The sequence below is a fragment of the Bacillus cereus group sp. Bc061 genome (assembly GCF_027715825.1).
GTDB lineage: Bacteria > Bacillota > Bacilli > Bacillales > Bacillaceae_G > Bacillus_A > Bacillus_A paranthracis.
In genome coordinates, this window is record NZ_JAQFTZ010000009.1 from 126,511 (window position 1) to 139,812 (window position 13,302).

Below are 13,302 nucleotides of genomic sequence, written 5' to 3' on the forward strand. Positions count from 1 at the left end.
TAAGATAAATCTAACAAAGTTAGAGAGGTTGTTAAAAAATGAATAAACTTACTGTTGCTATTATAGGAGGAGGGCTTGGGGGACTTGCACTTGCCCAAAGTCTTAAAAAAAACAATATCGATTTTGGTGTCTATGAAAGAGAGCAATGTTCTTCATTTCGTCAAACAGGATATCGTATTAAATTAAATCCCGACGGTACGAAGGCACTTCGAAATTGCTTACCTACTCATCTGTACGAACTGCATTTAGCGACTTCGGTTTTCACCACGAGTCATCCTGTATTTCTCGACGCATATTCCTTAAAACAGGATAAAGAATCCGGTGGACCCGATGGAACGAGGGAAGTATCTAAAGAGGTACAGGCAGCTGTAAACCGCTTTACGTTTAGAGAAGTTCTGCTCGGAGAACTAGAAGAAAACGTTCATTGGGGCTACAGATTCACCCACTATGAGACGTTAGGCAACGGAAAAATTAGAGCATGGTTTGATAATGGGGAACATGTTGACGCAGATGTACTCGTGGGAGCTGACGGCGGTGCATCAAAAGTTCGAACACAATATAAGCCAAATGTTAAAATCTTCGATACAGGAGGTAGGGTGTTATATACGAAGATATTCCTAGACGAACATCGAAGAGAGGAATTGAAATTACTCACAGGCGGAGAAATGCGAGGTATAGGAAGTCCAGATGGAGAAGCCCCAGCTTCTCTGCTTCTTGATGATATGGCTTTTAAACAACCGCTGGAGAAAGCTCCAGAATCTTTGGCGCTTCAGGTAAAAATAACTCCGCAGCAAGACTATCTATATGCTGTATTTGCAGGATCTCCAGAATGGTTCGACATTCCAGATGAACAACTCTTTAAACTGAGCGGTTCGGAATTGTTACAGCTCGCACAAGAAAGAACTCGGAATTGGCATCCGCAAGTTAAACGTATGCTGGAATTGGCTGAACCAGAATTAACAGCTGTTTATCATCTTCGTAATGTATTGCCTTTCAAGCCGTGGAAGGAAACTACGCAAGTCGTATTGCTGGGCGACGCTCTACATCCAATGACCCCTGCCGGTAGTGGGGCGAATTCGGCATTGTTTGATGCAAATGAATTATCCAAAGAATTGGTTCATGTAAAAAACGGAAATAAACAATTGTTTGACGCTCTTCGAGATTATGAATTGCCAGCTATTCAACGCGGTATGAAGAGTGTTCGTCTATCTGCGCAAGCTGGTGAACATATGTTTAATCAAAATCCGTTACCTAAAGAAGATATGGTTATTGAAGAGTAGCTTATATTTATCAGGCTATACTTGAGAGAACTTAACAAAAATGCCGTAAGGTTGATGATTAGATGTCTTCCTTTGTTTGGATTACTAGTTTCATCGTGTTAAATACCAAACAAAGGATACCTAATCAATAAGAAGTGACGCATAACCCTATTCAGTCCTTTCTGTTTGTCTTAACCACATTGGTGTTGAGTTTTTTTCTTGTCAAATCCAAGGTTAATTAAGTTACAATAAGAGATAAAAAACGATTTGAGGTGACAAGATGAAGTCTAAGCGCAGACCACATATTTCCGAAGAGAAGATTATAGAAGCTTCATGGAAATTGCTTAATTCCGAAGGTATTGAGCAATTTACGATGAGGAAGCTTGCTATAGAACTTAATATTCAAGCGCCTACTATTTATTGGTATTTCAATAACAAGCAAAATTTATTCCAGGCACTGGCAAACGAAGTCGCACGAGAGATCATTAACGATCTCCCCAAAACTGGCACATGGAGGGAACAATTATTTTTAAGTACACAAGTCATTCGCCAAAAGTTGAAAAAGTTTCCATGCTCAGCCCAGATTCTCTTAAAGTCGCGTCCAGAGTCCGATTATTTGAAGTTAGTCGACTGTCTACTGCAAATGATTGATACGACGAATCTATCAGACGAGCAGAAGTTTTCGTACGTATCGCTCGTGTTCAATTTTGTTATTCATTATGCAATAGACGAGTATGAACAGCGTATGGTAAATATGATGCTTGAAGGTGAAAGCAACTCCGAAATCAATCTATCTCAATTAAGTTTAATTAAACGAATGCATGATGCCCAATTATTTAATTTAATTGGATCTGACGAGATGTTCGAGTCAGGAATTGCCTTATTGTTGGATGGGATAGAGAAAAGAGAAATTGACTCCTCGTTAGGGACCGTATAGATATACTCGCCGCACTTTTTTCGCCAAACTGCATATTGTGAAGTGGTTGTGTGATAAAAATCAGTATAAAGTGTAAGAACGAATTTCCGATGGTGGAATTCGTTCTTTAATTGTGTGTGACCAACACGCGAATGAATTATAGTATCGTAATCAAAATACTATTTACACTTAAGAGATTAGATCATTACAAAAACCTCTGGAATTCCTCCGAAATCTAAAGTGGCTTCTTTTTTTCGTTGTTACTACATTTCATCTAATACTGTAAATTTACGCTTTACAGATTAGTAAATCCACGATAACATCTAACACCGTAAAATTAAAACTAACGATGTTAGGTAATTGTTAAAAAGAAGAAATAATTTAAATTTGTTTTTTGAAAATTCCATTAATTAATTTGGTTATTAATGAGTAATCAATTTAAATTCATTTTACGTATTTGTAAGAAAGGATAGTTAAATGGAGACTTTTGAAGTTATTTTATTGATGTTAAGTGCGGTTTTTCTTTCGAATATACTAGGTCGTTTTTTGCCTAATATTGCGATTCCACTTGTTCAAGTTGGCTTAGGTATTTTGTTGACGCTCCTTCTTGAAGAACATTCAATTACTTTAAGTCCTGAGTTATTTTTATTATTATTTATGGCACCTTTATTATTTAATGATGGATCGAATACTGATAAAAAGTCATTGTGGGAGCAAAAGAAATCCATTTTTTCATTATCGATTGGTTTGGTATTCCTGACTGTGTTTGTTGTCGGTTATTTCATTCATTTGCTACTACCAAGTATTCCATTGGCGGCAGCTTTCGCCTTAGCGGCAGCCTTAGCTCCTACTGATGCAGTAGCAGTTAGTGCGTTAGCTGAGAAGGTAAATGTTCCACATAAAATTATGCATATTTTAGAAGGTGAGTCCTTAATTAACGATGCATCAGGGCTTGTTTCATTCCAATTTGCTGTTTTAGCTATCATGACGGGTGCTTTTTCTATTACGAATGCCGCTACAAGCTTTCTTATGCTTTCAATTGGCGGCATAATATTAGGGGCAGTTATTACATTAGTAAAGATTTTCTTGATGCGTTGGTTAAGACAACATGGTCTTGAAAATAATACTTCTTTTATGTTGATGGAGATACTACTTCCGTTTTTAATTTTTATGATAGCTGAACACGTTGGGGTGAATGGAATTTTAGCAGTGGTTACTGGTGGGATTGTTCATTCAATAAGTTATAAAAGGTTGAATCCAGAAGTTGCTCAATTAAACCTATTGTCAAAGAATACTTGGGTCATGATTACTTTCACTTTAAATGGTCTTGTATTTATTCTCTTAGGAACTCAAATACCTGAAATCACGCATGTAATTTGGGAAAATGAAGAGATTAGTAAAGGGTCCCTTTTCTTATACATTTTAAGTATTACTTCACTAATCCTGTTTTTACGTTTCTTATGGGTGCTTTGCTTCCCTACTTTTAAATTAGAGCCATACGAAACATGGAAGTCACATATGAAGAACATATTGCTCTATACAATTTCGGGTGTACGGGGAACCATAACCTTGGTGAGTAGTTTATCTCTCCCTTTAATCTTAGGAAACGGCGAAACTTTTGCAGAAAGAGATTTATTGATTTTTATTGCAGCCGGAGTCATTATAGTGACGTTGTTAGTTGCTAACTTTACACTTCCACTGTTTGCACCTAAGAAAGAATCGAAAGAAAAGTCTCTTGATCATACAATTGAAGTGCATCTATTACGCGAAGTCATTGAACAGTTACTGAAATATCAAACTGAAGAGAACAAGGCAAGTATAAAAAAGTGATTAGTATGTATAATGACCGTATTTTTTCAATTGGTAATCCAAAGAAATTAAGGGAACTGGAAAGAAATTTAAGGATTCTTATTTTGCAGTGGCAATTAGAAAATGTCGAAAAAATGCTTGAACAACACGAAATTGATCTTCAAGTATCTTTTCCATTTTTGAAAAAAATAAATAGAATGCTTTATTTCCTAACGAGGGAGGATCAATATAAAACTCCTCGCTTCCAAGGAAAATGGTTAAGAAGAAATATGCGTTATCTTCAATTGAAGAATCTATCATTTAAAGAAAAAAGACAACAGCAAATTCAACTTGAAGAAAGTAATAGAAGGGGTACCGCCAGCATTTCGGAAAAAAACCACGCTAAGGGAATGTATATAAAATAAGAGCCGTATTTTACCTCGTTACGAGTAAATCGGCTCTTTAATATGTAGAGGGTTATTAATTTTGTGTTTCTTCGAGCTTTCGTTGATTAATTGCTCTATAAGGGGTCCCGTCAGGAAAATGCGGATTTACAACGTTAAGCCTAGTTTCCTGACGATTCCCCCATTTTTAACAACGTTAAGAAAGTTTTAGTGGTCTTAAAGAATCTAATGAAATCACTTTCTCCGAATTAAAATGATATTCTCCTAGCAAATTAATATGTTCCCAACCTAGAGGCGACATATGGTGCAATAATTCTTCATTAAAACTAATAGCTTGTTTTTGATATTCAACTGCTTTTGTTAGATGTAAGGTATTCCATATACTGATGGCATTAATGATTATGTTTAAAGCACTGGCCCTTTGCAATTGATGCTGTATGGTTCTTTCCCTTAGCTCACCTTGTTTTCCAAAGAAAATGGCTCTTGCCAATCCATTCATGGCTTCTCCTTTGTTCAATCCTCTCTGTATTTTTCTTCTTAATGATTCATCAGAAATGTAATTCAAAATAAAGATCGTTTTTTCTATTCGTCCCATCTCACGCAAGGCTGTGGCTAAGCTGTTTTGTCTTGAATAAGAGCCTAGTTTCCCCATAATAAGAGATGCTGAAACTGTTCCTTCCTTTATAGAATGAGCTAATCGCAAAACGTCTTCATAATTTTCTTTAATGACCTTTGTATTTATTTGTCCACGTAAAATGGCTTCTAATTTTGGATATTCACTTGCTTTATCTATTGTAAATAATTTTGAGGCTGATAAATCTCTTATTCTCGGAGCAAATTTAAATCCTAATAAATGGGTCAGTCCGAATATTTGGTCTGTGTAACCGGCCGTATCTGTATAATGCTCTTCTATATTTAGATCCGTTTCATGATGCAATAATCCATCTAAAACATGAATAGCATCCCTTGAATTTGTATGAATAATCTTTGTGTAGTAAGAAGAGAATTGGTCACTCGTAAATCGGTAGATGGTGGCCCCTTTTCCAGTCCCATAATGTGGGTTTGCATCTGCATGAAGTGAGGAAACACCTAGTTGCATTCTCATACCATCTGACGAGGATGTTGTACCGTCGCCCCAATAGGAGGACAATTGTAATTTATGATGAAAATTTACTAATACGGCTTGGGCTTTATTCATTGCATCTTCATACATGCGCCATTGAGAAACATTGGCCAATTGCTTATATGTAAGTCCGGGAGTTGCTTCAGCCATCTTGCTTAAACCAATATTCATTCCCATTCCTAAAAGGGCAGCCATAATAATAATCGTTTCTTCTTTATCCGGTTTTCGATTATTAGCAGCATGAGTAAATTGCTCATGAAATCCTGTTATATGCGCAACATCCATCAGTAAATCGGTTAATTTTATTCTTGGTAGCATCTGATAAAGGCTTGCACTAAACTTTTTTGCTTCTTCTGGAACATCTTTTTCTAAGCGTGCAAGTGACAGCTTTCCTTTTTCAACAGAAACTCCATCCAACTTGTTGGAATTGGTAGCTAACCACTTTAACCTTTCATTAAGACTGCTGGTTCTCTCCGTTATATAATCTTCAAATGATAAACTAACTGATAATCTCGTATTCTCCTTTGTTTGATTCCATGTATCTTCTGAAAACAAATATTCCTCAAAATCTCTATATTGTCTGCTGCCAACAATGGAAACATCTCCTGCCCGAACATGCTCCCGAAGTTCTGATAAAACAGCCATTTCATAGTAATGACGATTGATTGTTGTACCATCATCCTCGTATAAATGCTTTTTCCATCGTTTTGAAATAAAATCCACAGGTGAGTCATTAGGCACTTTTCGTTTTCCGGATTCGTTCATTCCTCGGATAATCTCAACAGCCTTTAAAAGTGGCTCATTTGCCTTTGTGGAATGAAATTCCAATACTCTTAATAGCGTTGGCGTATATTTTCTTAGTGAATAAAACCGTTTTTGCAGTAAGTCTAAATAATCATAGTCGGCAGGACGTGCAAGCTCCTGAGCTTCTTCGACCGAAGAGACAAATGAATTCCATTCGATGACGGATTCTAAAACCTTAAAAACGTCTAATTTTTCCTGTTTTGCTTTGATCAAAGCTTGTCCAATGTTCGTAAAGTGTATAACTTTCTCATTCAGCTTTTTACCATTTTGTTTCTGAATTTCCTCTTGAGCTTTACGGCCTTTTGATAACAGACTGAGTATTTGTCTGTCATGAATTTCAAATGCTTTATCCGTTAACTCCTGAGTTAGATTTAATAAATAGACGGTTAATATTGAATAGCGTTTATTTTCCTGAAAGTCACGGAATGCATAAGGCTCATATCTTGAACCTAAACGAGATAGCTGTAACAGGCGATTGCGATGCAAATGACTAATTTTTACCGTCTCCAATTCTATTTCTCGTATGTATTCCAGCCGTTCTATTATTTTTAGAAATGTTTCGGGTGAAGGATGACCCGGTGGTTCCTTTAACCAACCCAATATTGTTTTATTGGATTCGGATGGATGCTGCGAAGTGATGATTTCTTCAAGTTTTTCTTTTTGCTCAATTGTTAGAGACTGACTAACCGTATTAAATAGCTTCTTTTCAGCCATTGCTCTTGCCTCCCACACCATTCTTTCAAGTGTAGTGATAGCAGGTAGTATGATTTTATTTTTCCTTAGAAAATCTATGCATTCATGCAGTAGATGAATGGCATCACCATTTTCCAAAGCTAATTGATGAAGGTGCTTAAATGTCATTCGATATTCTCTCAGGGTAAAAGTTACAAAGTCGTATTCACTTCGAATTTCTTTCAAATGATCCCAAAGTGTATTTTCCCTTTGAGGATAATGACTAAGCGAGGATGGACTGGCACCGATCTGTTTCGATATATATTGTAAGACTGAATCTGGGATGGTTTTGATATGAGTGTATGGCCAACCAGGAAACCGAAGGACAGCTAATTGAACGGCAAATCCTAAACGGTTTTCTTCCCTCCTTCGCTTATTGACTATTTCTAAATCCCGTTTGGAAAAAGTGAAGTAGGTCCCCAGTATCCATTCATCTTCAGGGATTTGCATAAAAGCCTGTCTCTGTTCCGATGTAAGCAACTCTCTTCCTCTCGCCATTTTCATTCAGTATCATCTCATTTCTGTATTTTCAATTTATTAGTTCAATTATATATCAATAGAGTGTACTCTATTGATACAATTATAGTAGACTGATAAAATCATAGTTAAGAGTGTCTCATAAGACTTATCTCAAAAATGAGGTGATATTTTGCGGAAAATTGGTTATATACGTGTCAGTTCGACTAACCAAAATCCTTCAAGGCAATTTCAGCAATTAAACGAAATCGGGATGGATATTATTTTTGAAGAAAAAGTTTCTGGTGCAACAAAGAATCGCGAGCAACTTCAAAAAATGTTGCAGGATTTACAGGAAGGCGACATTATTTATGTTACAGACTTAACTCGGATTACTCGGAGTACGCAGGATTTATTTGAATTGATTGATTTAATACGAAGGAAAAAGGCAAGCTTAAAATCACTCAAGGATACATGGCTAAATTTATCAGAGGATAATCCATACAGCCAATTCTTAATTACAGTAATGGCTGGTGTGAACCAATTAGAGCGCGACCTTATCCGTATGCGTCAACGTGAAGGGATTGAGTTAGCAAAGAAAGAAGGAAAGTTTAAGGGGCGTTTAAAGAAGTATCATAAAAATCACGCAGGGATGAATTATGCAGTAAAACTATATAAAGAAGGCGGCATGACTGTAAATCAAATTTGTGAAATTACTAATGTATCTAGGGCTTCATTATATAGAAATCTATCGGAAAGAAACAAATAGTTTGTCCTGATTCTATCAAAAGGTGTATTTTTTCACCAACATTTTTAGGCATGAAATGTCGGTAATTATTATCTATTTTGTTTTAAAGTAAATATTGAAAGGGAGTAAACTTATGGATTGGCTAGAAAGAATGAACAATGCGTTAAACTACATTGAAAATAGCCTGGATGAAGAAATAGACTACAAAGAGATTGCAAAAGCAGCTAACTGTTCTGAGTTTCATTTTTCAAGAATGTTCTCTTCAATCTCAGGTGTATCGCTATCAGAATATATTAGACGAAGACGGTTAACACTTGCAGCATTTGAAATTCAAAAAAGTGATATTCGGATCATCGATGTGGCAATTAAATATGGTTATATTTCTTCTGATACTTTCTCACGTGCTTTTCAAAAAATGCATGGGGTAACCCCTTCCAATGCTCGTAATAGAGGGGTACAGTTAAAAGCCTTTCCCAAAATTTCCTTTCAAATTTCTATTAAAGGAGATACCGAGATGGACTACAGAATTGAAAACCTTGATTTTGAATTAAGAATTGTCGGAAAAAGCAATCCAGTAAAAACAAGCAGAGCATTTAAAACAATCCCTACGCTTTGGAACACTGCGAAAAAAGATGGATTTATGCAAGAACTAGTAGATATGTCATGGGAAAACCCAAAATGCACGCTTGAAAGCCTTCTGGGGGTTTGCGGAAAAGAAGCAGCCATCACAGATGAAAAGTTTTCCTATTTCATGGGCGTAAGATACGATGGTGACCCCCCCTCAAATATGGAGACGCTTATTCTTCCCGCAAGTACATGGGCAGTTTTTCCGAACATAGTAGATGCATGGAAACGATTATATTCCGAGTGGGTCCCTACCTCTGAGTACGAACTTGCAAATTTACCATGTATAGAATGTTATTACGGGCCGAATCATAAACCAAGACATGAACTCTGGGTTCCTGTCATCCCTAAGTAATTTACATATTCAATAATAGAACTCTGTTTATAGTGAACAAAAAAGCCTTATTTCTCGATTAAGTTGGCGAGAAATAAGGCTTTTTATATTGAAATTTCCTTATTGTTGTAATCACCATTTACCTGAAGCGCTTCCTTTAGGAGATTATCGCAAAAATATTCCAAACCGTGTGGGGATGGTTTGATGCTAATGAGTATAATATGAGGTGTTTTATGGATAATTAATTAATAAATGGAAAGAATACCTTTGAGTAACCTAGAAATAAATTTTATTTTATTTGCTCATTAATTATTAAATCCTAATCAGATAGTAGGTTTAACAATGCAATCACATAAAGCAAATTTTTCACAAGTATTTGTTTTGTTTATGATGAGTATTGGCTTAATGAATCACGTAATGGTAATTCCTATGTTATTAGCGATCTCAAAGAGGGATTCGTGGATTTCTGTCCTCTTATCTGGAGGATTCATTCTCGGTTGGTTACTTTTTATTCAATTTATTATGAAAAAATTAGACCATACACATCTGTATTCATGGTTAAATAACCATTTTGGCAAAATTATTGCAAGGGGATTATGTTTTTTAATATATATATTTATCCTCTTATTTATTGGAGTTACCTTAAAGGATATGATTGTATGGACCGTTACATCCTATTTCCCACAAAGTCCTGCGCCTATATTAGCAATGCTATTTTTAGTTATCTGCTTTTTTGCTGCAACTTCTACCTTTACAACCTTATCTATTCTCTCAGGTTTTTTATTAGTATTTGTTGTTGCATTAGGCTTTTTCGTTATGAGTCTTAATTTTCCTCATAAGGATTATTCTCAATTATTCCCTATCCTTGAGAATGGATTGACACCCGTTATCAAAGGAACCGTCTATAGTTTAGGTTCTCTGCTAGAAGTGACTTTAATATTTTTTATTCAACATAAATTAAAAATGAATATCAAGTCACGGAGTTTTATTATGCTCGGCTTAGTATTGATAGGCTTAACGCTTGGACCTTTATTGGGTTCTATTGCTATTTTTGGACCTGAAGAGGCTTCTAATCAGAGGTATCCTGCTTACGAAGAATGGAGATTATTGAAGATAGGAAAGTATATCGAACATGTAGATTTCTTTTCAATTTACCAATGGTTATCAGGTGGATTTATTAGGATTAGTTTTGGTTTATATATTATTGGACAATTATTTTCATTTAAAAACGAGAAAAAAAGGAATGTATTAATAGGAATCAGTTCACTAATTACATTTGTGGCTGTTCTTCTTCCTATAAGTGATATCGAATTTGTTCGTTTTTTACAAAATGTTTATTTTCATTTAACTTTTTTATTTTTACTTTCCTTTTCAATAGTATTAGGACTTTTAGTTTTTCTAAAAAGAGGAAAGGAGAGATAATCCTTGCGAAGATGGAATCAGAATACAAAAAAAGAGGGTAATGGAAAATTTTCTATCTATAAACCAAATCCAATATTAAATGAGGAAAAAATACGTTCAACATATCAAAATAGTGAGGATGTCAAAGTTGTTCTCCATAAAATTGGGAGTGAAGAAAAAGCTGTTGAGACCTTTTTCATTTATTGCGAAAGTTTAGTGGACAAAAAACAAATAAATCAGATTGTTATTCCTCAATTAGAAAAAATAGCTCAAAAACATCAATATCTTTTCTTAAAGGAAGAAATCCATAAGTATCAACAAGAGCTAGAGTGGACACCTTTAAAAGTGGGAGAAGGGTTAGAGTCTATCTCTTTGGAAATATTTAACGGAAATTTAGTTCTGTATTTTCCTAAGTCGCTTACCTTTTTTTCTGTCAATGCTTCAAATAAACCAAACCGTTCTACTGAACAGTCTAATTACGAAATATCCGTACGTGGGCCAAGAGACAATTTTATTGAAGATATTTCAACAAACGTGGCACTTATTCGTAAAAGATTAAGACATCCCACCTTGTCTTATCAAACGTTGACGTTAGGTAAACGGACCCAAACTCAAATAGGGATATTATATTTAAAAGATGTAGTTAATTTAGAGATTTTAGATAACATTCGAGAATGTCTAACTTTAATTGATATCGATGGCGTAATTAGTTCAACTCAAATTCAAGAGATGGTATCGAAACAATCTTTATCTATTTTTCCTCTTTGTGGTGATACAGCTAGACCAGATTTTGCAGTGGAATGCTTATTGCAAGGTAGAGTAGTGATTATAATTGATGGCTCCCCAATTGTTATTATCGCTCCTGTTACTATAACTTTTTTAATAAAAGCTGCAGAAGATTCCCACTTTAATTTTCTAACTGTATCATTTGCACGCTTTTATCGGTGGATAGGATTTCTTTTAGCTGTCTTCCTACCCGGATTTTGGATGGCATTACTTGCTTATCACCAAGATCAAATTCCTTTCCCTCTTCTTGCGACTGTGACTGTTGCAAGATCAGGTCTACCATTTCCAGCACCACTTGAGCTTATAATTGTTTTGTTCCTTTTTGAGATGTTCCGTGAAGCCGGTCAAAGATTACCCTCCCCCCTTGGTCAAACCCTTTCAGTGGTAGGCGGACTAATCATTGGGGATGCTGCAATCCGTTCGGGTTTTATCTCCCCTTCTGTCATTGTTATTACTGCTTTATCTGCTATTGCGGGATATACCTTAGTAAACCAAATATTAGCAGGAGCAGTATCCATACTCAGAGGGTTTGTACTATTATGTTCAATTTTGATGGGGTTATATGGATTTATGCTTGCCGGATTCGTAATCGTTCTTTATATCTCAAGATTACGTTCCTTTGGAATCCCTTACTTAGCTTTAGTTTTCCCAAAATCTAGTTCAGATTTTTTCAAGGGATTGTTTCGTTTACCGTGGAGAAGTTATAGACATAGAGTTGATTATCTCCGAACCAATGATAGTTCTAAAACGGACGAAGGAGAAGGAAAACAGTGAAGCTGCACAAAATAAAACTAATAATTATGATGCTTATCACTAGTGCAATGTTATCTGGATGTTGGAATATTAAAGAAGTTCAAGATATTTATTATGTTGCAGCTCTTGGTATAGATTTTAAAGAAGGAAAATATATAGCTTATGCTCAGTTACTTGACTTTTCTAACGTTGCTAAGTTAGAGGGGGCTAGACCTGATAAACAACCACCAGTGTGGATAGGAAGAGGTGAAGGTTTTACCATTACGGAAGCATTAAATCAATTATATAAGGATGCTCAACAAAGACTTTTTTGGGGACATGTATCTACAATAATATTAAGCGAAAGACTGCTCAGACAAGATATTAAAGACTCTATTGATTTTATTAATCGGTACCGAGAAATACGCTATAATATTCTCTTATACGCTACAAAGGAACCCATTGATGATATACTTAAAACAAAAGCCCTTTTTACATTATCGGGGTTGTCTACCATTCTCCATGAACCAAAGGAAAGGTATAAACAACGGTCTTACATACAACCTAAACAATTTTATCAATTTATTAGAGATAGTGATCCGATGGGGCAAACTGCTTATATCCCATCACTTAAAATTTCAACAGAAAATTGGAAAGAAGAATCCAAAAAAGCACCATTATTAAGAAATGATGGAGCGTTCTTTGTAAGGAATAATCGCCTAGAAGGATGGCTTTCTGAGACTGATTTAAACGGTCTAAGATGGATGGATGAAAAAAACGTTCGATCTCCTGTGTGGATTATTGAGAATGATAGCGCTGTTGTTTCCGTAGTGATAGAGAAACCTAAGATTACAATTTCCCCTATTATGAGTAGTAAGCCCATACTTTTTAATATTCGAGTTGAAGTTCAAGCTGGAATAAATGAGAAGATCAAGGAAATTAGTGATAAAGAGTTGATTACAAAAACTGAAGATATTATCAAATTAGAAATTCTAAAATCCTTTGAAAAAGGAATAGAAATAAATGTAGATATCTACAAATTAGGTGAATCATTATACCGTCAGAATCCAAGAAAATGGAAAGAAGAAGTAAAAACAGACTCGTTTTACTTAAATGAACACAGTATAAAGAATTTAAAAGTTAAAGTTAATTTAGTTAACTCCGGAAAGTTGAAGTACCAAGATGGATCCTAATA

General features: G+C 35.3%; 8 protein-coding genes and 1 pseudogene. 8 read left to right on the forward strand and 1 reads right to left on the reverse strand.

The features are described 5' to 3' along the window. Nucleotides 1–38: 38 nt before the first annotated feature. From PDQ40_RS22745 to PDQ40_RS22755, 3 genes and pseudogenes are all read left to right on the forward strand, one after another. A complete protein-coding gene (locus PDQ40_RS22745; protein WP_242228023.1) occupies nucleotides 39–1,280 on the forward strand; it encodes an FAD-dependent oxidoreductase in 1,242 nt (413 codons plus the stop codon). 259 nt (nucleotides 1,281–1,539) lie between these two features. Beyond that, on the forward strand, nucleotides 1,540–2,196 hold the full coding sequence (locus PDQ40_RS22750) for a TetR/AcrR family transcriptional regulator C-terminal domain-containing protein (protein ID WP_242228022.1): 657 nt from the start codon (nucleotides 1,540–1,542) through the stop codon (nucleotides 2,194–2,196). Nucleotides 2,197–2,652: 456 nt separating this feature from the next. Then, nucleotides 2,653–4,328 (forward strand): annotated as a pseudogene (locus PDQ40_RS22755) (Na+/H+ antiporter); the annotation flags it as partial. 235 nt (nucleotides 4,329–4,563) lie between these two features. On the opposite strand, the gene PDQ40_RS22760 reads toward PDQ40_RS22755, so the two are convergent. Continuing rightward, nucleotides 4,564–7,530 (reverse strand): Tn3 family transposase, encoded by a 2,967-nt coding sequence (locus tag PDQ40_RS22760; RefSeq protein WP_061185104.1) that lies wholly within the window; start codon nucleotides 7,528–7,530, stop codon nucleotides 4,564–4,566. A gap of 145 nt (nucleotides 7,531–7,675) precedes the next feature. Here PDQ40_RS22760 and PDQ40_RS22765 point away from each other — a divergent pair, with 145 nt between their 5' ends. From PDQ40_RS22765 to PDQ40_RS22785, 5 genes are all read left to right on the forward strand, one after another. Beyond that, nucleotides 7,676–8,251: a recombinase family protein gene (locus tag PDQ40_RS22765; RefSeq protein WP_001226074.1), complete on the forward strand. Its 576-nt coding sequence runs from the start codon at nucleotides 7,676–7,678 to the stop codon at nucleotides 8,249–8,251. A 112-nt stretch (nucleotides 8,252–8,363) separates the two neighbouring features. After that, a complete protein-coding gene (locus PDQ40_RS22770; RefSeq protein WP_242228021.1) occupies nucleotides 8,364–9,209 on the forward strand; it encodes an AraC family transcriptional regulator in 846 nt (281 codons plus the stop codon). 321 nt (nucleotides 9,210–9,530) lie between these two features. Next, entirely contained in the window at nucleotides 9,531–10,610 is a 1,080-nt protein-coding gene (locus PDQ40_RS22775) for a GerAB/ArcD/ProY family transporter (RefSeq protein ID WP_001190587.1), read from the forward strand. Between the two features lie 3 nt (nucleotides 10,611–10,613). Then, on the forward strand, nucleotides 10,614–12,149 hold the full coding sequence (locus PDQ40_RS22780) for a spore germination protein (RefSeq protein WP_001255449.1): 1,536 nt from the start codon (nucleotides 10,614–10,616) through the stop codon (nucleotides 12,147–12,149). Next, complete coding sequence (locus tag PDQ40_RS22785) at nucleotides 12,146–13,300, forward strand: Ger(x)C family spore germination protein (RefSeq protein WP_242228020.1); 1,155 nt, start codon at nucleotides 12,146–12,148, stop codon at nucleotides 13,298–13,300. The genes PDQ40_RS22780 and PDQ40_RS22785 overlap by 4 nt, the downstream gene beginning before the upstream one ends. The last annotated feature ends 2 nt before the right edge of the window (nucleotides 13,301–13,302 follow it).